This is a genomic window from Roseicyclus marinus (assembly GCF_030163795.1).
Lineage (GTDB): Bacteria > Pseudomonadota > Alphaproteobacteria > Rhodobacterales > Rhodobacteraceae > Roseicyclus > Roseicyclus marinus.
The window spans coordinates 1-20,042 of the sequence record NZ_JASJOF010000020.1 but is presented as its reverse complement, the minus strand read 5'-3'; the positions used below and the strand labels follow the sequence as shown (position 1 = coordinate 20,042).

20 protein-coding genes are annotated in these 20,042 nt (G+C 67.7%); 7 read left to right on the top strand and 13 right to left on the bottom strand.

Annotated features, from left to right (window positions below; translation table 11 throughout):
* Positions 1–2 precede the first annotated feature (2 nt).
* Both phnC and phnD read right to left on the bottom strand, forming a co-directional pair.
* Positions 3–812 (bottom strand): phosphonate ABC transporter ATP-binding protein, encoded by an 810-nt coding sequence (gene phnC / locus QQK63_RS17415; protein WP_277828726.1) that lies wholly within the window; start codon positions 810–812, stop codon positions 3–5.
* Positions 813–909: 97 nt separating this feature from the next.
* Positions 910–1,830 carry a phosphonate ABC transporter substrate-binding protein gene (gene phnD, locus QQK63_RS17410; protein WP_277828728.1) on the bottom strand — a complete coding sequence of 307 codons (921 nt, stop codon included), beginning with the start codon at positions 1,828–1,830 and terminating at the stop codon, positions 910–912.
* Between the two features lie 408 nt (positions 1,831–2,238).
* Between phnD and QQK63_RS17405 the strand changes: the two genes are divergently transcribed.
* Entirely contained in the window at positions 2,239–3,390 is a 1,152-nt protein-coding gene (locus tag QQK63_RS17405; RefSeq protein WP_277828730.1) for an alpha-D-ribose 1-methylphosphonate 5-triphosphate diphosphatase, read from the top strand.
* A complete protein-coding gene (locus QQK63_RS17400) occupies positions 3,390–4,223 on the top strand; it encodes a sugar phosphate isomerase/epimerase family protein (protein WP_277828732.1) in 834 nt (277 codons plus the stop codon). The genes QQK63_RS17405 and QQK63_RS17400 overlap by 1 nt, the downstream gene beginning before the upstream one ends.
* A gap of 69 nt (positions 4,224–4,292) precedes the next feature.
* Here the strand turns inward: QQK63_RS17400 and QQK63_RS17395 are convergent, their stop codons facing one another.
* Positions 4,293–5,438, bottom strand: coding sequence for an alpha-D-ribose 1-methylphosphonate 5-triphosphate diphosphatase (locus tag QQK63_RS17395; protein ID WP_277828734.1), 1,146 nt, complete (start codon positions 5,436–5,438; stop codon positions 4,293–4,295).
* Between the two features lie 46 nt (positions 5,439–5,484).
* Here QQK63_RS17395 and QQK63_RS17390 point away from each other — a divergent pair, with 46 nt between their 5' ends.
* Complete coding sequence (locus tag QQK63_RS17390; protein ID WP_277828736.1) at positions 5,485–6,171, top strand: DUF1045 domain-containing protein; 687 nt, start codon at positions 5,485–5,487, stop codon at positions 6,169–6,171.
* Here the strand turns inward: QQK63_RS17390 and phnN are convergent.
* From phnN to QQK63_RS17370, 4 genes are all read right to left on the bottom strand, one after another.
* Positions 6,153–6,713 carry a phosphonate metabolism protein/1,5-bisphosphokinase (PRPP-forming) PhnN gene (phnN, locus tag QQK63_RS17385; RefSeq protein ID WP_277828738.1) on the bottom strand — a complete coding sequence of 187 codons (561 nt, stop codon included), beginning with the start codon at positions 6,711–6,713 and terminating at the stop codon, positions 6,153–6,155. The genes QQK63_RS17390 and phnN overlap by 19 nt on opposite strands.
* Positions 6,710–7,390, bottom strand: a complete 681-nt coding sequence (gene phnL, locus QQK63_RS17380) for a phosphonate C-P lyase system protein PhnL (protein ID WP_277829088.1) — start codon at positions 7,388–7,390, stop codon at positions 6,710–6,712. Before phnL ends, phnN begins: the two co-directional genes overlap by 4 nt.
* A 13-nt stretch (positions 7,391–7,403) precedes the next feature.
* Entirely contained in the window at positions 7,404–8,174 is a 771-nt protein-coding gene (gene phnK, locus QQK63_RS17375; RefSeq protein WP_277828740.1) for a phosphonate C-P lyase system protein PhnK, read from the bottom strand.
* Between the two features lie 171 nt (positions 8,175–8,345).
* The gene (locus QQK63_RS17370; protein WP_277828742.1) at positions 8,346–9,182 is read right to left on the bottom strand and encodes an alpha-D-ribose 1-methylphosphonate 5-phosphate C-P-lyase PhnJ; all 837 of its coding nucleotides are present in this window, start codon (positions 9,180–9,182) and stop codon (positions 8,346–8,348) included.
* A gap of 35 nt (positions 9,183–9,217) precedes the next feature.
* Here QQK63_RS17370 and QQK63_RS17365 point away from each other — a divergent pair, with 35 nt between their 5' ends.
* Entirely contained in the window at positions 9,218–9,565 is a 348-nt protein-coding gene (locus QQK63_RS17365) for a hypothetical protein (protein WP_277828744.1), read from the top strand.
* A 2-nt stretch (positions 9,566–9,567) separates the two neighbouring features.
* On the opposite strand, the gene QQK63_RS17360 is transcribed toward QQK63_RS17365, so the two are convergent.
* The 3 genes from QQK63_RS17360 to phnG are packed head-to-tail and all read right to left on the bottom strand — an operon-like array spanning position 9,568 to position 11,684.
* Positions 9,568–10,659, bottom strand: a complete 1,092-nt coding sequence (locus tag QQK63_RS17360) for a carbon-phosphorus lyase complex subunit (RefSeq protein WP_277828746.1) — start codon at positions 10,657–10,659, stop codon at positions 9,568–9,570.
* A gap of 3 nt (positions 10,660–10,662) precedes the next feature.
* Positions 10,663–11,229 carry a phosphonate C-P lyase system protein PhnH gene (gene phnH / locus QQK63_RS17355; protein ID WP_277828748.1) on the bottom strand — a complete coding sequence of 189 codons (567 nt, stop codon included), beginning with the start codon at positions 11,227–11,229 and terminating at the stop codon, positions 10,663–10,665.
* A 2-nt stretch (positions 11,230–11,231) separates the two neighbouring features.
* Positions 11,232–11,684: a phosphonate C-P lyase system protein PhnG gene (phnG, locus tag QQK63_RS17350; RefSeq protein ID WP_277828750.1), complete on the bottom strand. Its 453-nt coding sequence runs from the start codon at positions 11,682–11,684 to the stop codon at positions 11,232–11,234.
* A gap of 99 nt (positions 11,685–11,783) precedes the next feature.
* Between phnG and phnF the strand changes: the two genes are divergently transcribed.
* The 3 genes from phnF (at position 11,784) to QQK63_RS17335 (ending at position 14,447) form a co-directional block, all read left to right on the top strand.
* On the top strand, positions 11,784–12,500 hold the full coding sequence (gene phnF / locus QQK63_RS17345; RefSeq protein ID WP_277828752.1) for a phosphonate metabolism transcriptional regulator PhnF: 717 nt from the start codon (positions 11,784–11,786) through the stop codon (positions 12,498–12,500).
* 81 nt (positions 12,501–12,581) lie between these two features.
* Positions 12,582–13,769, top strand: coding sequence for an aminotransferase-like domain-containing protein (locus QQK63_RS17340; protein ID WP_277828754.1), 1,188 nt, complete (start codon positions 12,582–12,584; stop codon positions 13,767–13,769).
* Between the two features lie 9 nt (positions 13,770–13,778).
* Entirely contained in the window at positions 13,779–14,447 is a 669-nt protein-coding gene (locus QQK63_RS17335) for an RraA family protein (protein WP_277828756.1), read from the top strand.
* 1 nt (position 14,448) lies between these two features.
* Here the strand turns inward: QQK63_RS17335 and QQK63_RS17330 are convergent, their stop codons facing one another.
* The 3 genes from QQK63_RS17330 to QQK63_RS17320 all read right to left on the bottom strand — a co-directional run.
* On the bottom strand, positions 14,449–15,063 hold the full coding sequence (locus tag QQK63_RS17330) for a response regulator (RefSeq protein ID WP_277828758.1): 615 nt from the start codon (positions 15,061–15,063) through the stop codon (positions 14,449–14,451).
* Positions 15,064–15,065: 2 nt separating this feature from the next.
* Entirely contained in the window at positions 15,066–19,034 is a 3,969-nt protein-coding gene (locus tag QQK63_RS17325; protein ID WP_277828760.1) for a PAS domain S-box protein, read from the bottom strand.
* Between the two features lie 144 nt (positions 19,035–19,178).
* The coding region (locus QQK63_RS17320; protein WP_284283255.1) for an FIST signal transduction protein at positions 19,179–20,042 on the bottom strand (864 nt) is incomplete at its 5' end.

Here is a 20,042-nt window from a genome sequence, read left to right as displayed (position 1 = left end):
CCTCAGGCCGGAACGCGGACGGGCGCGGGCGTGGCGGGGATGGCGGTCGAGGTCGCGGCCTCGTTGAAGGCCTCGTCCGCTTCGGCGCCGTAGATCTCGCGCGCCATCCGCGTGGTCAGAAGATCGGGCGTGCCGTCGAAAACGATGCGGCCATCCTGCATCCCGATGATCCGGTCGCAATAATTGCGCGCGGTGTCGAGCGTGTGGAGGTTGCAGATGACGGTGATGCCGTCTTGCTTGTTGATGTCGCGCAGCGCGTCCATGACGATCTTGGCGTTCATCGGATCGAGACTGGCGATGGGTTCATCGGCCAGGAGGATCTTGGGTTCCTGCGCCAGCGCGCGGGCGATGGCGACGCGCTGCTGCTGGCCGCCCGAGAGCGTTTCGGCGCGCTGGAGCGCGGTGTGGGCCATCCCGAGCCGGTCGAGCGCCTGGATCGCGAAGGCGCGTTCGCGGGGCGTGAAGACCTGCGCCATGGAGCGCCATGCGGGCACATCATAGAGGCGGCCGGTCAGGACATTGGTCACGACATCCAGGCGGCCGACGAGGTTGAATTGCTGAAAGATCATCGCGCAATCCGACCGCCAGGCGCGCAGGTCACGCCCCTTGAGGGCGGCGATATCGGTGTCGCCAAACAGGATCTGCCCCTCGGACGGGTCGATGAGGCGGTTCAGGAGCCGCAGAAGCGTGGATTTCCCCGCCCCGGAGCGCCCGATGATGCCCACCATCTGGCCATCGGGGATCTGCAGATTGGCGTTGTTGACAGCGAGGTTCTGGCCGAAACGGCGGGTCAGTTTCTCGATCTTCAGCATGGGATCACCCCTTGGGTCATGGCCGGACGGAACCGGCGCGGGCGGACAGGAGGAAACGGGGCCGACCCATGGCCAGCCCCGGTCCAGTGCGGTGCGGTCAGCGCGTGCCGGTGGCTTCGCGGCGCATGTTGATGATCGGCTCGTAGAAGTCGGAGGTGATCGGCCAGTAGCCCATCGCCTCGCCATCGTTGATCGCGTTGAAGCACTCGCGGTCGAGCGTCTGGAGCTGCATCATCGCCCCCATCACGAGATCCTGCAGTTCCTGCGGCAGGTCGGCGCGGATCACGCGGGGGCCGTTGGTGATGAGGTTCGACTGCCAGATGATGTTGATCTCGGACATGTCGAGCAGGTCACGGTCGACCATGGAGCGGAGGTTGCCCCGGCTGTAGCCCTGGTTGATGTCGCCGATGCCCGAGGTCCAGGTGACGCCACCGTCATACTGGCCGTTCAGGACCGCGATCACGGCCTGTTCGTGGCCGCCGCCGAAGCCGGTTTCGGAGAAGAAGGATTCGGGCTCGATGCCTGCTGCGCGCAATTCGGCGAGCGGCACGAGATAGCCGGAGGTGGAGTTGGGATCGGCCCAGGCGAGGCTGCGGCCTTCCATCTGTTCGAGCGTCTCGATCCCGCTGTCGGCGCGGGTGTACATCACCGAGTAATAGCCGAGCGAGCCGTCGAGCTGCATGGTGGTGTAGAGCGGGCGCACCGCCTCGGGGTCTTGCAGGTAGATGCCCGCGTAGCCCGCCGAGCCGAGGCCCGCGAATTCGAGCTGGCCGGCCAGAAGGCCCTGCATGACGCCCGCGTAGTCGGAGGCCGGGAAAAGCTGGACATCGACGCCGAGCCGCTCCTCGAGATAGGCCTCTTGGCAGGCGTGGTCGCGCAGGCGGTCGGCCTCGTTCTCGCCGCCCAGAAGGCCGATGCGGAACACGGGAACCTCGTCGCGCCAATCTTGCGCAAGGGCGGCGGTGGAGCTGAGCGCGGTGGCCCCCAGCACGAGAGCGGTGAAGGTGGTCTTGAACATCGTCAGGCATCCCCTTTGGTCATGGTCGGGTGCGGCGGACCGGATCGCCCGGCCTGCTGCTGCGCCGGATGCCTAGGGACGGCTGATGATGGTTCTGTAATGGTTGAACGAATGATTTGTGACGATCCGCGAACCGCCTGATCCGGCGAAGAAATCGCCGATTCGACGCATCTTGCCGCCCGGCGCGGTGGCAGCCGGCGCATGGACATATCGGGCATTTGTCGAAGAAAATCGGGGGATTGGGCGCGCGTTTGGCCCCATTGCGGGGCGCATTCGCGATTCGGCCCGTTGCGTTGGTACAAGATGAGGCCACGGCAGGGGCAAAGCGTCACGAAAGCTTCACCGCGCCGCGACATGGGCGTTACAGTGCAGGCATTCACACGGGCCAATCAGATGGAGCCCCCCGGAATGTTCGATGCCCCGCACAACCGCCCCCTGACCCTGAGCCATGCAAGGATCGTCACGCCGCGCGGCATCGTGGAGAGCGGGCTTGCCATCGAGGAGGGCAGGATCGCCGGGATGACGCGGGCGGGCGACGGGATCGATCTGGAGGGGGCCTACCTGATCCCCGGCATCGTCGATCTGCACACCGACCATGTCGAGCGGCACACCCATCCCCGGCAAGGCGTGCTTTGGCCCTTCCTGCCTGCGCTGATGGCGCATGACGCGGTGGTGATCTCGGGGGGCACGACGACGGTGTTCGACAGCCTGTCGGTCGGAGCCTCGATGAAACGGCCCGAGCGGCGCGAGATCCTCGAGCCGTTGGTGGCGGCGCTGGCCGAGGGGCAGGCGGCGGGCGTGTTCCGCGCCGATCACCTGTTGCACCTGCGCTGCGAGATTTCCGATCCTGAGACCATGGCGCTGGTCGATGCGACCATCGCCCATCCGTTGACGCGGCTGGTGTCGGTGATGGATCACACGCCGGGTGACCGGCAAAGCCCGGACATTGCGCGCTGGTTCAGCCACATGATCCACGAGATGGAGGTGGACGAGGCGACGGGCCGCGCGATGCTGGATGATTTGCTCGACCGGTCCCGCCGTCGCGGGGCCGAGGTACGCGCGCATGTGGTGGCCGCCGCGCGCGCCCGCGCATTGCCGGCGATGAGCCATGACGACCGCAGTGCCGCGCAGGCCGAACAGGCCGCGGCCGAGGGGCTTGCCATCTCGGAATTCCCGACGACGGTGGCGGCGGCCCGCCGCGCCCGCGAGTTGGGGATGGCGATCGTGGCGGGGGCGCCGAATTACCTGCGGGGCGGGTCGCAATCGGGCAATGTCTCGGTGGCGGAGCTGTTGTCGCTGGGGCTCGTTGATGCGCTGGCCTCCGATTACATCCCGCGCTCGCCGCTTGACGCGGCGTTTCGGTTGGCGGCGGACCCGGCCTTTGCCCATGATCTTCCCCGTGCGATTGCCCTTGTGTCGGACGCGCCCGCGCGCATGACGGGCCTGTCGGACAGGGGACGGATCGAGGCAGGCTTGCGCGCCGATCTGGTCGCGGTGCGGATGATCGGGGATCAACCCGCGGTGCAGGCCGTCTGGCGCTGTGGAAGGCAGGTGTTCTGATGCTCCCCCTCAAAATCGGCGCGGCGCTGATGGTCGCGGATCTACCGCGCTACCGGGATTGGCTGATCGAAGGGCAGCGCGATCTGGAGGTGCAGGATTTTCTGCGCCCCGGCGTGCTGACCGGGGATTGGCGCGCTTTCGTGGCAGAGGCCAAGGCGTGGCTCGACGGGTTCGACGGGCGGCTCGGCATCCACGGACCCTTCTACGACCTGCCGCTCGACACGGCGGACGAGGAAATCGCCCCCATCGTCGCGCGCCGCTTCGTGACCGGGGTGGAGGCGGCCGCAGCCCTTGGCGCCTCGCAGATGGTGATCCATTCCCCCTTCACCACATGGGATTGGTTCAATTTTGGAGACAATCCGCGGAGCGGCAACCGTCCCTCCGCCTTCGAGGCCAAGATCGACAGGGTGCTGGCCCTTCTTGCCCCCGCCGTCGCGCGCGCCGAGGCGGAGGGCGTAACGCTGGTCATCGAGAATATCGAGGATATTGCCCCGGGTTTCCGCGGCGAACTGGCTGCGCGCTTTGCCAGCGATGCCGTACGCCTCTCGATCGACACGGGCCATGCGCACTACGCCCATTGCGCGACAGGAGCGCCACCGGTGGATTATTTCGTCACCGATGCGGGCGCGATGCTGGCGCATGTGCATCTGCAAGATGCCGATGGCTTTGCCGACCGGCATTGGCCGCCCGGGCGCGGCACGGTGAATTGGCACGCGGTGTTCCGGGCCATCGCCGCCCTGCCCCAGCGCCCGCATCTGGTTCTGGAATTGCGCGATGCGGGCGATATTCCGACCGCCATGGCCTATTTGGAGCGCGAAGGCCTCGGCCGCTGACCAAAGCCCATGGCAGAGCTTCATCTTACCACAAATATGCAGACCGAACGCGACCCGCAGTCGCGACCCTCAGGCGACGCGCGCGCCCGCGGACCAGACCCCGCGCAGGACCGGAACGCCCTCGACCAGGCGGAAGCGGATGACGTCGGCGCGCATCCCTTCGGCAAGGCTGCCGCGGTCGAGCAGGCCCGCCGCATGGGCGGGCGCGCGGGTGACCGTCGCCAATGCGCGCGGAAGGTCGCCCCAGATCTCGCCCAGAAGCACGGCAGCATAAAGCAGCGCCGCCGGGACATAATCCGACGAGACGATGTCGAGCAGATCCTCGCGCGCCAGATCCGTGGCCGAGACATTGCCGGAATGCGATCCCCCGCGCACGAGGTTCGGGGCGCCCATCATCACCGCGATGCCATGCTGACGGCAGGCGCGGGCGGCTTCGCGCGTCGTGGGGAATTCGGCAAGCGCGATGCCATGGCCCGCCGAGCGGATCACATGGGCAAGCTCGGTATCGTCATGGCTGGCCAGAACCGCGCCCAGACGTTGCGCGGCCGCGACGGCGGCGGCCTCATGCCGGTCGCGCACCGATTGGCCCAGCGCCTGCCGGGTGCGGACATGTTCCTGAAACACCTCTTCCGACAGGCCGTGCTTGCCTTTCATGTAGGTGGCATATTGCGACAGGTCGGCGAATTGGCGCTGTCCCGGCGTATGGTCCATCAGGCTCAGGATGCCGACGCGATCCTCGGGGCCGAATTGGGCCAGTTCCTCGATGAGCGAATGGGAACAGATCTCGGCCCTCAGATGGATGTGGTGGCTGATCTTGAGCGCGCCCGAGGCCCGCATCGCGAGCAATTCGTCGGCCAGATCGCGGGCATAGCGCGACCAGCCGATACCGCCCTTGCCCTCGATCGAGCCGACGCGGATCGCGTCATAGACCGTGGTGATGCCGCAGGCGGCAAGTTCCGCGTCATGGGCCACGATGGCGGGTTTGTGCGGCCAATGGGCAGACGGCCGGGGGCGGATGTGACGCTCGAGGTTGTCGGTGTGCAGTTCCACCATACCCGGCGCGATGATGTCGCCGTCGCAATCCACAGCGCCTTGCGGCACGGCCGTCCCGTCCGCAAGCTCGACGATCTGGCCCGCGCGGAGCGTGATGCGACCGGTCCTTTCGCCCTCGGGCAGGATCAGGCGGGCATTGGCCAGCGTCAGCGTATCGGTCATCGTTGCGTGGTCCTTGGGCATGTCACTCTCGAAAGGTGTCTCTGAAATGAACGGGTTCCGCCGCTACGGTCTTTATGTCGTTCCCGAAGGGGGGCTGTATCGCGCGGGCGCGGACTGGCTTGGCTGGGACAGTGTTTCGGGCGCATGCACGGCGCAGCCCGACCTGCCCGGTCTGCACGACCGCCCCGAAGCCCTGACCGCCACCCCGCGCAAATACGGGTTTCACGGCACGGTCAAGCCGCCCTTTCACCTCGCAAAGGGAATGACGGCCAAAGACCTCGATGCGGCGGCGCGGGATTTCTGCGCCGCGCGGGCGGCCGTGACGATCCCCGCCATGACCGTGCGGCGATTGGGCCGGTTCATCGCCATCGTGCCGACAGACCCCTGCCCGGCGCTGGCCGAACTGGCGGGGGCGGCGGTCGCGGCGCTTGACCCGTTCCGCGCGCCGCCCAGCGAGGCCGAACTGGCGCGGCGGCGCAAATCCCCCCTGACCGAGCGGCAGGAGGCACTGCTGGACCGCTGGGGCTATCCCTATGTCATGGAGGAATTCCGGTTTCACCTGACGCTCACCGGGGCCCTGTCGCACGACGGGGCAGAGGCGGCGGAACAGGTGCTGGCTGCCCATTTCGCGCCGCATCTGGCGGGGCCTGTTCCCATCGGCAGCCTGTGCCTGATGGGCGAGGATGCGGCGGGATTGTTCCACCTCGTCCATCGCTACACCCTTTCGGGGTAAAGCGCGGCCATCGCGGCGGCGACGGCCCGGTCGAGGCGGCCGGAATTGTCGATCTCGGTCACTGTCAGGCCCTCGGGGAATGCGGGCGCGGGCCGCGCAAGGCGGCGGGCGATCTCGGCCCGGCCTTCGCGGCGGCGGGCGGTCAGCCGTGCGGCCAGCACCTCGGGGCGGGCGGTCACATGCAGGACGTGGAGGCCGGGAAAGACCCGTGCCGCCTGTTCCAACATGCCACGCGACAGGTTGGCCAGCGCATCCTGCCCGCGCGCCAGAACCTGATGCACCTCGCGCGGGATCCCGTAGCTGAGGCCATGCGCCTGCCAATGCAGCGCGAAATCGCCCCCCGCCGCGCGGGCGGCGAAAAGGGCGGGGGTTACGGCCTCGAACTCTTCGCCGCCCGCCTCGGGGGCGCGGGTGATCACGCGGCGCACCCGGACAAGATCGGGGCGTTCGGCGCAAAGCGCCTCCATCACGCTGTCCTTGCCGACGCCCGAGGGGCCGACGACCGCGATCAGGCGGCCCGGTTGGGTCTGGCCCTCGATCATGCGAGCTTCGGGGTGAAGACCGCCACGTCGATCTCGCGGTCGGCGACGCGGGCGCGCGCCTCGAGATCATGGAAGATGCCGACGATGGCGGCGCCACCGGCTTTGGCCTCTTCGATCAGGGTCAGGACGGTTTCGCGGTTCGTGGCGTCAAGGCTTGCGGTCGGTTCATCCAGCAAAAGCGCGGGATAGGCATGGGCAAAGCCGCGCGCGATGTTCACGCGCTGTTGTTCGCCACCCGAGAATGTGGTGGGCGAGAGCGTCCAGAGCCGTTCGGGGATGCGCAGCCGCGTGAGCAGGTCGCGCGCGCGGTCGAACGCCTCCTCCTCCGGTCGGCCAAGGGCCAGCAAGGGCTCGGCCACCACCTCCAGCGTGGGGACACGCGGCACGACGCGCAGGAATTGGGAAACATAGCCCAAGGTCTCGCGCCGCAGCGCGAGGATCTCGCGCGGTTCGGCCTTCGTGATGTCGATCGTGCCGATCCGGACGCTGCCGCCCTGCGCGAGGTAATTGCCGTAGAGGATGCGCATGACGGTGGATTTGCCCGCCCCGCTTTCGCCTGTCAGCGCAACGCATTCGCCGGGGGCGACGGAAAACCCCGCCCCCGCGATGACGGGAATGCTCGCCCCGCCCTGGTTGTGAAGGGTGAAATTCTTGGCGAGGTTTTCGACGTGGATCATGGGGATCATGGGGTCACACCTGCAAGACGGAGCTGACGAGCAGCTGGGTATAGGGGGCTTGCGGATCGTCCAGAACCTGATCGGTCAGGCCGGTTTCGATCACATGGCCATCCTTCATCACCATGAGCCGGTCGGCCAGAAGCCGCACGACGGCAAGATCATGGGTGACGACGATCGCCGAAAGCCCCATGCGCCGCACGAGGCCCCGGATCAGGTCCAGAAGCCGCGCCTGCACGCTGACGTCGAGGCCACCGGTGGGTTCGTCCATGAACACTAGCCGCGGACCGGTCACGAGATTGCGCGCGATCTGGAGCCGCTGCTGCATGCCGCCCGAAAAGGCGCTGGGGCGGTCGTCGATGCGGGCCTCGGCGATTTCGACCCGGGCCAGCCAGTCGGTCGCCTGCGCCCGGATCTCGCCGTAATGGCGCGCGCCCACGGCCATCAGCCGCTCGCCCACATTGCCGCCCGCGCTGATCCGCATCCGCAGGCCGTCGCGCGGGTTCTGGTGGACAAAGGCCCAATCGGTGCGCCCCAGCATTCGGCGTTCGGGTTCGGACATGGTCAGCACGTCGCGCGGCCCCTCGGCGCGGGTGTCGAAGATGACGCGGCCCGTGTCGGGCGGCAGATGACCGGCCAGGCAATTCAAGAGCGTCGACTTGCCCGAGCCGCTTTCGCCCACGATCCCCAGCACCTCGCCGGGATAGAGGCGTAAGGACACATCGGCACAGCCGATCCGCCCGCCGTAGCTTTTTCCCAAGGATTGCACGTCGAGAAGCGGTGTCATGCGCCCTTCCCCTTCATCTTCCTGAAAATACGGATGCTGCATCGGTTGCCCCGCGCAGGTTTCGGGGCAGGGGCGCGGTTTGCTGCGGCAAACCGTGCCGGAAAACTGCAATTTTCCGCGCCGGAAAACCCAGGGGTTCCGACGCGAGAAACGCGCGTTTTTCGCCGCCCGTCATGCCGCCTCCCCGCGCCGGCCGGCGCAGTAATCGGTGTCGGAACACACGAACATGCGGCTGCCCCGGTCGTCGGTGATCACCTCGTCGAGATAGCTGTCCTCGGCCCCGCAGAGCGCGCAGGGGTGCGGGGCTTTCGACGGGTCGAAGGGATGATCCTCGAAATCGAGGCTCACGACACGGGTATGGGGCGGCACGGCATAGATGCGCTGTTCGCGACCAGCGCCGAAAAGTTGCAGGGCGGCGGACACCAGTCGGGGGTTGTCGAATTTCGGGATCGGCGATGGCGACATGACATAGCGGTCCTCGACCATCACCGGGTAGGAATAGGCGGTCGCGATCTCGCCGTGGCGGGCGATATCCTCGTAGAGCTTCACATGCATCAGGCCGTAGTCTTGCAACGCGTGCATCTTGCGCGTCTCGACCTCGGAGGGTTCGAGAAAGCGGAGCGGTTCGGGCATCGGCACCTGATAGACGAGGATCTGCGCCTCGGTCAGGGGCGTTTCGGGGATGCGGTGGCGGGTCTGGATGATCGTGGCCTCCGCCGTCCGCTCGGTCACGGCGATCTCTGCCGTCTTTTCGAAGAACTTGCGGATCGAGACGGCGTTGGTCGTGTCGTCCGCGCCCTGGTCGATCACCTTCAGCGTATCCTCGGGCGTGAGGCAGGCCGCCGTCACCTGCACGCCGCCCGTACCCCAGCCATAGGGCATGGGCATCTCGCGGGAGGCGAAAGGGACCTGATAGCCCGGCACGGCGACCCCCTTGAGGATCGCGCGGCGGATCATGCGCTTGGTCTGTTCGTCGAGATAGGCGAAATTGTAGTCGGTGTCGCGCATGGTCATCCCCGCGAAATTGCCATGATGATGCCGGATTGATCGGTCAGACCCGGGACAAGACCAACCGGGCCGGACCTGTCGCGATGTTTGCGCTGATCTTTTGCATCCTTTGGACCGTAGGAAGCACGGCGCTGATCCTTGCGAATTTCGACGATCTTGTCGGCTGGGAGCGCATGGTCGCGCTGCTGTTTCCGGTGGCGGGGTTGGTCGCGACCTCCAGCGCCTGGCTGGTGTGGCGCAGGTCTCGGAGCCTGCGGATCGAACAGCGCGATGGCGTGACATGGTACATCTGGACCGAGCTTGACGGCAGCGCGCAACGCTCGCCCAAGGACCCGCGCCCCGACTGGGAGAGCGATGGCGGCGGGGACGGCGGCGGCGACTAGGATCATTCCGCTGCCTCCTGCCGTGAGGAGGCCATCGCCTCGGCGCGCAGACGCCGGATCAGTTCAAGCTCGGACTGGAAATCGACGTAATGGGGCAGCTTGATATGTTCGAGAAAGCCCGTCGCCTGCACGTTGTCGGCATGATAGAGGACGAATTCCACATCCTGCGCGGGCGCGCCGGAATTGTCCTCGCCCAATTCCTCCCAGCGGAGCGCGCGGTCGACGAGCGCCATGGAGATCGCCTTGCGCTCGGTCTGGCCGAAGACGAGGCCGTAGCCACGCGTGAATTGCGGCGGTTCGGTCTTGGAGCCGGTGAACTGGTTCACGGTCTCGCATTCGGTCAGAACCACTTCGCCGATGTCGATGGAAAACCCCAGCTCGGGAATGTCCATTTCGACCGGGACGGTGCCGATGCGCAATTCGCCGACGAAGGGGTGGTTCTTGCCGTAGCCGCGCTGGGTGGAATAGGCGAGCGACAGGACGAACCCCTCGTCGCCGCGCGTCAGCGCCTGAAGGCGCAGGGGACGGTCAGCGGGAAAATCGAGCGGCTCGCGTGTCAGGTCGCGGGGGATGGCGGGGCCATCGGGCTCGGTCTGGATCAGGTCCTCGCGCGCGAGAAAGCCGGTGACATGGGGCACGGATGACCCATCGGCCTCGGCCTGCGGGGCGGCATCGGGGGCAAGCCCTTCGGCGGCGAGCGCGAAATCGAGAAGCCGGTGGGTATAGTCGAAGGTCGGCCCGAGGATCTGGCCGCCCGGAAGGTCCTTGAAGGTCGCGGAGATGCGCCTGTCACAGGCCATCGCGGCGGTGTCGACCGGGTGGGAGGACCCGAAGCGGGGCAGCGTCGTGCGATAGGCGCGGATCAGGAAGACCGCCTCGATCAGGTCGCCGCGCGCCTGCTTGATCGCCAGCGCGGCAAGGTCGGGATCGTAGAGCGAACCCTCCGCCATGACGCGGTTGACGGAGAGCGCCAGCTGTTCGCGGATCTGCGCGGTGGACAGTTCCGCGACGGACGGGTCGCCGCGCCGTTCCTCGGCAAGCCAGGCATGGGCATTGTCGATGGCGCGTTCGCCGCCCTTGACTGCGACATACATGGCTCAGCCCTCCACGCGGGTGCTGCGCGGCAGGCCGGCCAGCCGGTCGCCGCAGGTGAGATAGGTGTCGAAACCCAAGGGAAAGCGGCGGCGGTTGGCCTGAAAGGCCGCGATCTCGGGCAGCGACAGATGGGAGATCGTTTCGATGCCGGGACCGGAGAGCGTTGCGCCGTCTTCGGCCAGTGCCGCCATCTCGACGATCAGGGTGGCGGCGCGGTCGGGATATTCCGGCGTGCCGGGGGCAAAGCGCGTCACGGGTTGCAGCGCCGCCCAAGTGCCAAGGGCGAACATGGCGTGTTCCGGCCCGGTGAAAGGCGCGCCGCTGTGAAAGGTGATCCAGCCGCGCAAGCTGTCGGTGTCATGAGACGGCGCAAGGTAGAGCGGCGTGGTCGTGTCACAAAGCGTCAGGATCAGGGCAGCGGCGGCCGTGGAGCAGGGCGCGGGCGGCGCGACACCGGCGACGGTTTCGATCCGGCCCGGCCGCGCCATCGCCTGAAGGGCGGCGCGGAAAGCATGGGCCGCGTCGCGGGCGGGGTCGGTGAAACCGCCATCAAGATACTGGGTCGTCATGCTCAATCCCCCCGGACCATGGTGAAGAACTCGACCTTCGTCGCCGCAGCGCGGGTGGCGCGGGCGGTCTTGCGCGCCAGCGCCTCGGCCCGCAGGGGCGCGAGGATCGCCGTGTCGAGCGCGTCGCCCTGCCCGTCCTCGGACAGCGCGTCGATGAGGGCGGCGATGCGCGCGGCCTCCCGGTAGCGGCCCTGCACATGGCCGTGGCCGACCGTGCCCGTGGCAAGCCGGACCGAGCAGCGCGTGACCGTCATTTCGCCAAGGTTGAAGGGCGCGCCCGTGGCCCCTGCCCGGCCGCGCACCATGACGGTGCCGATCTCGGGCGGGCGGATCAGATCGTGATCAGGGGATTGCGCCATGTGATCGGACCAGAGCGCCCGGAGCCGTTCGGCGGGGGCCTTGGCCAGAACCGACAGGCGGTCGCGACGGGCGGCGGTGGGATCGGTGACAGACATCTTGGCAAGTTGTCCATTTATTTATACAACTATACAAATCTGATCTCACAGGCCCCGAGTCGGCGCAAGGGGTTGCCCCATGAAGTTTTGGTGACAGCGATGGGACGATCCCCCCTTTGGACCGCGATCCGCGACCATATCACCGAGGAAATCGCGCGCGGGCAGTATGCGCCGGGCGACCGGCTGCCGACCGAGGCGCAGCTGGCCGAACGCTTCGGCGTGAACCGTCACACGGTGCGCCGGGCGCTGGCCGATCTGTCGGAAGCGGGCACGGTCCACGCGCGGCGCGGCGCGGGCGTGTTCGTGCGGCACCGGCCCACGGCCTATCCGCTGGGCCGCAGGGTGCGGTTTCACCAGAACCTGACGGCGGCGGGCCGGGTGCCGGAAAAGCGCATCTTGCTGCTCGAGACCCGCAGCGCCAATGCCGATGAGGCGGCGGGGCTGCGCCTGGCCGAGGGTGCGCGGGTGCATGTCTACGAGGGGTTGAGCCTTGCCGATGGGGCGCCCATCGCGCTGTTCCGGTCGGTGTTCCCGGCGGAGCGGTTTCCGGCGATGCTCGAGGCTTTGAGGGACAGCCAGTCGGTCACGGCGGCTTTCGCGGCGCATGGTCTGGGCGATTACACCCGCGCCACGACCGAGATCACGGCGAAACCGGCGACGCCCACCCTTGCCGCGCAATTGCAGCTGCCCGCGGGGGCCGCGATCTTGCGCACGGTGGCAGTGAATGTCGATGCCGCAGGCAGGCCGGTGGAATTCGGCCGCACATGGTTTGCGGGTGACAGGGTCGCGCTGACGCTGGGGGCCGAGGAGCTCTGAGCGCCGCGCCATGCCGAAGGGGGGTTGCGGCGGGCGGCGCGGGCCTGTTCATCTGGCATCGAAGACAGGGGGCGCAGGCGCATGGCGATACATCTTGCACGGCGGATGGAGCGGGTTCAGCCCAATGCCATCGGGGAATTGCTGGCGCTGGGGGCCGACCCGTCGATCATCTCCTTCGGCGGGGGCTATCCCGACCCGACGCTGTTCCCGACCGAGGCGCTTGGGCAGGTGATGGCTGAGGTGATTGCGGCACCGGGCGGACAGTCGATGCAATATGCCCCCTCGGACGGGTTGCCGGAACTGCGCGAACAGGTGGCCGCGCTGATGCGGGCGGATGGCACGCCCTGCGACGCGGCGGATGTGCTGATCTTGCAGGGCAGCCAGCAGGGGCTTGATTTCGCGGCACGGATGCTGGTCGATCCGGGCGACGTGATCGTGACCGAGGATCCGACGTTTCTGGGGGGGCGGATCGCCTTCGACCCCTGCGAGCCGGTCTATGCGCCCGTGCCCATGGATGCGGACGGGATGCGGATGGATCTGCTGGAACGGGTGCTGGAGACCCAGCCGCGGGTGCGGATGATCTACACGATCCCGGAATTCCAGAACCCGACCGGCGTGACCCTGTCGATGGAACGGCGGCAGCGGTTGATCGCGCTGGCCAATGCCCATGACGTGGTGGTGCTGGAGGATACGCCCTATCGCCAGATCCGGTTTTCGGGCGAGACGTTGCCGACGTTGAAATCGCTCGATACCGAGGGGCGGGTGATCCATCTGGGATCGTTTTCCAAGGTGCTGGTGCCGGGGCTCCGGGTGGGTTGGGCCGTGGCCGCACCGGCGCTGCGGGCCAAGATGGCGCTGTTGAAGCTGGCCAATGACACCCAGACCTCGACGCTGAACATGGCGGCGACGAGCCTCTTCCTGAAGCGCTACGATCTGTCGGCGCATGTGGCGACGCTTTGCGCTGCCTATGCGCGGAAAAAGGCGGTGATGCTGGACGCGATGCGCCGCCATTTTCCGCAAGATGTGCAGGTCACCGACCCCGAGGGCGGTCTGTTCACATGGGCGACATTCCGGGACGGGTTCGATGCCGAGGCCTTCATGCGTGATGTGGCGCTGCCCGAGGCGCGGGTGGCCTATGTGCCGGGGGGCAGTTTCCACCCCGTGACCGAGCGGGCCAATACCGCGAGGTTCAACTATTCCGCCCAATCCGAGGCCCGCATCGAAGAAGGGATCGCGGCGCTGGGGGCGGCCCTGAAACGCCATGCCTGAGGTCGGCCCATGCCCGTGACGATCCATTCCGCCCCCGCGCCCCTGCCGGAAACCGCGCTGGATCCGTGGCGCGGCGTGCCCGTGGCGCTGGCCGTCGATTGCGCACCGGGCGCGCGCCAGATCGACCCCGCCATCCGCCCGCTGCGTCCGGCGGGACAACAGCCGCGTCTGTTCGGGCGGGCTTTGACGGTCCGTGTCAGCCCACCCGATTTCGGTGCGATGCTGCATGTTCTGGACTTGGCCCAGCCCGGTGACGTTTTGTGCGTCGAGGCGGGCGGCATCGCGCAATGGGCGATGATCGGGGACATCCTGTCTGGTCAGTTGCGTCGGCGGGGCGTGGCGGGGCTGATCATGGACGGGGCCGTGCGGGATGTGGCGAGCCTTGCGCACTGGGAAGATTTCGCGGTCTTTGCCCGCCACGTCACCCCGCGCGGTCCCACGGCCGCAGCCGAGGGCGCGATCAACGCACCGATCACGCTGGGCGGCGCGCGGGTCGATCCGGGTGACTTGGTGTTGGGGGATGATGACGGTCTGGTCTGCCTGCCACCGGCAACCGTGACAGGCGGGCTAGATCCCGTGCGGGCGAAGGCTGCCAAGGAAGCCGATTGGGAGGCGAGGCTTGTCGCGGGCGAGAGCGCGGCCAAGGTTTTCGGCCTGCCCGAGCCGATAAAGGGCTGAGCTAGACGAGGCCCGCCGCGCGGGCGCGATCGGCGGCCTCGAGCGGGTTTTGCGCGCCAAGCTTGCGGCAGAGCGTCTTGAGATGCAGGCGCACGGTCGGTTCCCCCAACCCGAGGACACGGGCGATATCGGCGTCCGATTGCCCCTCGCAGAGCTTTTCCAGCACATCGCGCTCGCGCCGCGTCAGCCCGCCTTGCGGCGTGGCGGTGACGGGCGCAGCCTGTTGCTGCTGCGCGAATTCGACCGGGGCGAAGCGGTCACCGCGCGCCATCTGGCGGACTGCATCGACAAAGGCCTGCGGCGCCATCACCTTGGACAGGAAGCCCGCCGCCCCGAGGCGCAGGGCATCGTCGATCACGTCGCGGGACGCGTTGCCCGACATCAGGGCGACAGGCGCACCCTTGCCTTCGGCCAGAAACCGGACCAGCCCGTCGAGCCGATCCATGCCCGGCATGCGGAAATCGAGCAAGACGAGATCGAACGGCGCGGCCGCGCGTGCGATATCGAGCGCGGCGGGCAGATCGCAGGCGGCCGTCACCTCGATCCCTTCCTTGCGCAGCCACGCATCGAAGAAATCCCGCAACAGATCATGGTCATCCGCAATCAGCACACGCATGGCTACCCCTCCCCGTCCGTTGCCGCGAGAATGACAAGCTCGGCCGTGGACAAGAGCGCGTCACGGTCCACGGGTTTTGGCAAAACGGCGGCGAAATCTTCGCTGTTGCGGCCTGCTTCGCCGACCAGCGCCGTGACAAGCAGGACGGGCAATCGCGGCGCCAGCCCCCGCGCGGTGCGCGCCAGTTCCGCCCCGGTCACTTGCGGCATGTCGTAATCCGTCACCAACAGGTCCCATGCGGCGGGATCATCGCGCAACGCATCGAGGATGTCGCCCGGATCGGTCGAGGGGGCGACCTCGGCCCCTGCAGCCTCGAAATAGGCGGTGAGGACATCCAGCACCTCCTGCTGGTCGTCCAGAACAAGGATCGTGCGCCCGTCGAGGCGACCGGTCAGCGCGCCGGGCAAGGGCTGGACGGGCCGTGCGTCGGGCAAGCGCGCATCGGTGGGCCAGAACACATCGAACCGCGTCCCCTGCCCCGGCGCCGTTTCCAGCCGCAAGGCGCCACCGTTGTCGGCGATGACCGAGGACACGATGGCAAGGCCAAGCCCGGTGCCCTTTTCGCCCTTGGTGCTGAAATAGGGGTCGAGAATGCGCGCAGCGATATGGGCCGGCATGCCGGGGCCGGTATCGACCACCGAAAGGCAGGCATAACGGCGGTGCGGATCAAGCCTGCCGACCGTCATCACACCCGACGCGGCCGGATGATCAGGACCCGTCAGGTTGATCGCGATGGACCCGGGCCGGTCGGCCAGCGCATCACGCGCATTGATCGCAAGATTGAGGATGACCTGAAGGATATCGGTCGGATCGGCCAGCGCCTCGATCGCGTCATCGGGCAGGGACAGGAACAGGCGCATCGGTGCCCGCAGGCTGGAGCGCACCAGTTCGGCCGCCTCGCGCACGGGTTGGCGCAGGTCGAGCGGAACGCGCGAGGGTTGACGCGCACCCAGCGCCAGCAGACGCCGCACGAGGCCCGCCGCCTGATCGGAGGCGGCAAGGATGCGCGTGGCGCCGATCGCGGCACTGTCGCCGTCGCGGGCCGTTTCGCGGATCAACGAGGCGCCCCCCGCGATAACGGCCAGCAGGTTGTTGAAATCATGCGCCAGGCCCGCCGCCATCTGCCCGATCATCTCGCGCCGTTGGGCCAGTTGCAGCTCGTGTTCCAGCCGCTCGCGTTCGGCCCGTTCCTGCCGCCGCTGGGTCATGTCGCGGGTGATGATCAGGAAACCGCCGTCGTCCTTGAGGGTCATCGACACGTCCTGATCGACGGACCGGCCATCGCGGGCCAAGCCCATGATCTCGCCCGACCAGCCACCATCCCGCATCAGCACCGGCATCGCATGGGCGGTCAGCCAGGCGGTTTCCTCGGGGCCGTAGAGGATGGACCAGTGGCGGCCCAGCACCTCGGCCTCGGAGCGGAACCCGAACAGGTCGAGATGGGCGCGGTTCATGTAGGTATAGCAGCCCTCGCCATCGGTGATGGCGATCCCGTCCTGGCTGGCCTCCATCGCGGTGGCGCGGTCAGCGATGGCGCGCTGCTCGGCCAGCTTGAGTTCGGTGATGTCGATCCTGAGCCCGACACGGCCACCGTCGGGCGTGGCCTTTTCGTAGACCCGAAGCCATGTGCCGTCGGCAAGGCGCTGTTCCACCTCGCTTTCGGAGCATTCGTGCAGGGCAAGGCGGCGGGACACCCAGTCCTCCTCGCGGCCTTCGGCCTCGGAATACTGGCCCTGCGCGATGCCGTAGCGCAGGATATCCTCGAACCTTGCGCCGGGCACGATGGCCGGCGCCGAGGCTGCGTAGATCTCCCGGTAGCGGCTGTTGCAGATGACCAAACGGTCGTCACTGTCATAAAGGGCGAAGCCGTCTTGCAGGGCCTCGACCGCGGTTTCGAGGGTGGCGCGCGCGGTCGCGGCCTCCTGCGCAGCGCGGCGCAGGGCATCGGCCTGTCGGCGCTGCTCGGTGATGTCGACCTGAACGGCCATGAACCCCTCGAGCGTGCCGGCCTCGTCATGCACGGGCTGGATGTCGATCGAGAGCCAATAGCGTTCACCGCTGCGGGACTGGTTCAGGATCTCGCCCTGCACCGGCAGGCCCGCGTCGAGGGCCGCGCGGAACCGGGCGACGGTGGCGGGGTCCGTCTGGTCGCAATGCAGGATCTGTCCGGGGTTCTTGCCGCGCACCTCGTCGAGCGTCCAGCCGGTGGTGCGTTCGAAAGCGGCGTTGACCCATTCGATCCGCCGCTTGGCATCGGTGATCACGACAAGATTGGTGGTGCGCCGGGCGATCTTGGACAGGCGTTCGATCTCGGAGCTTTGTTCGCGCAACTCGGTGATGTCACGCAGCGCGAAAATGTAGCCGGCGTCGCCCTGAGCGGTGCCGGTCACCTGCCACCAGCGAGGCTCGGGTCCGAGGAGCGCGAGGCTGAAGGTGTGGCTGATGCTGCGTGCGCCCGCGTCCAGTTCCTGCAACTTTGCGCGCGCGACAGCGGCGAGGTCGGGGGGAAGGGTTTCCTCGGGCGTGCGGTGGACGAAGAAATCGTATACCGGATCGGGCACGGCGATCGCGCCGGAATGCCAAGAGGTGAAACGCCCCTCGGCATCCAATTCCACGATGAGATCGGGCATGGCGGCGAGCACGGCCTCGAGCCGCCTGCGCTGAACCACGGTTTCGGCATGGGCCTGCGCGAGCAGCGTCACGGCATCGCGGCGCGCCAAGATGGACACGATCACCTTGGCCACGGAGCGGATCATATAGACCTCGCCCGGCAGGAAATTGCGCGGCGCGCGCACGGCATCGAAGCCGACGAAACCATGGAACCGGCCGTCGCTGACCATGGGGACGGCCAGCATCGACCGGATACCCTGCACCTGAAGCGTCTCTTTCTCGGGGGCGCTGTCGGGCAAGGCATCGACGTCGGGGATCACCACAGGCTCGCCCGCGTCGAAGACGGCGCGCCAATGGTCGATCATGGTGGCCGGAATGGCCTGCAGCATCTCGCGCATGGGTTCGATGCCGCGCGCGCACCATTCGTGGGTATTGTCGATGAAATCGCCCTCGGGGCGCAGGCGGAAGACATAGACCCGGTCGGTCGCGGAGAGGTGGCCAATCCGCGCCAGCGCATCATCGATCGCGATATCCGTGTCGTGCAGCGGCGCGCCGAGCAGCGCGTCGAGGATGCCCACGACCTCGCCCTGCATTTCGGTGAGGCGGGCGAAGGCCCCGTAGATCGCCTCGAACGGGGTGTCGAGAATGCTCTCCGCCCGATCCAGCGGCCTGCCCTCGACAAGCCCCACGAGAAGTGCGTTGCGCCGCGCCTCGCGCAGGGCGCGCAGGGCCTGCACCGCGAAACCGGCAACCTGTTCGAGCGTTCTTTGCCGCGTGGCGGTCAAGTCGGCGACATCGTCGAAGACAAGCAGGAGCGCCGCGCCATCGTCGCCATTGAGGGGCATCGGCACGATGAGGGCAGGTGTGTCGCCCGGCAGATCACCGGGCCATTCCGCCCCGGCGACAACAAGGGACCTGAGCGCTGCGATCCGCCGGGACCGCGCCATCACGGAGGGCGGGACGGGCAGGTCGCGGCCGACGAAGTCCGGCTGTGCGGACGCCGCGATCACGGTCCGGGTGCCATCGGCCCGAAGAAAGAAGCTTTGCCGTGCCGGGAATTCGCGCAGCAAGACTTGTAACAGGGTTTGCAGCGCCTCGTCCGCGCCCGCCTGTGCGGTGAGCGCCTTCAATGCCTCCGACAGGATCGAGCGGTCCTTGAGGGCGGCGGCCTCGCTGTGGCGCAGCGCCTCGGTAACCGACAGCGCGTTGCGCAACGCCTCGGTTTCGGCCAGCAGCCGCTGGCTCATGTCGTCGAGGTCGCGACTGCGTTGAGCGAGCAGCGCCTCGGCGGTGCGCCGAGCCTCCTGTTCCGCCGCGAGACGGGCCGCCAGGTCGTCGGGATCTTTGTTGGCGTCCTTCATCAAACGGCGCCCTGTCATGCGGCCGATACGGCCGCGCATACACGGAAAATCATGACCAACGATTGCGCATCGCAGGGCAAGCCGCAAGCCTCGCGATGCCCGCATCCGCCCTGCGGAGCGCTCCAGCACAGGGGGGCGGCGCGGCTAGGCATCCGGACCGGCAAACACGCTGCACGAGATCATCAGATTGCCGTGGCGGGCCGTATCGCCCGCGGGCATACCCTGTTCGCCGAAGGTGAAGACGCCGATCCAGGGAACCTCGCCCAAGGCGTCGGACACGCTGGTCGCAACCTCATCGAGGCGGTCGCGCATGGCCAGCATGCAGCCGCCGCAATAGACCATCAACGCGCCGGAGACCGTGCCGCCTGCCATCGCGCGCGCGGAACCCGCGACCTGCCCAGCGCGACCGATGATGCTGTCGGCGGTGCCGCGCATCTGGAAGAGGCGGTCACCGACCGCGACATCGGCAAAGAGGTCCACCGACCCGTCGGGACAGACCGTCGCGGGATGCACGATGAGGTGAAACGGCACGCCCGCGACATGGCGCATGATACGCCCCAACGGCCAAAGGGCCGTCGTCGCGAGTATCGATTGCGGCACGGTGGCGGAGATGGGCACGACGCCGCCCGACCATTCATGCAGCACAGAGGCGGCGGGGCGTCCGTCGATTTCGATGAGTTTGCGCCCGGCGGCCTTCGTCACGAGACCGTTCGGCCCGATGGGGGAATAGCCGCTTTTGTAGACCGAGGCGATGGGACGGGTGGGGAACAGGACCGACACGACGATCCCGTCGCGATAGAGCCCGTCGGGACCAAAGAGAGCCCAACGGCCGCTCACGTCATTATCGGCAGCACTGCCACCAACGATCAGGGTTTCGGAGCCCAGAACCGCGCGCAACCCTTCCAGCACCGCCTCTTCGCGGCCGGGTGCGATCGTCAGCCAGACCATGTCGGGCAATTCTCCGGGGCGCCCCGCCCGGTCGAGGGCCGCGCGCAGGGCGGCGCGGGC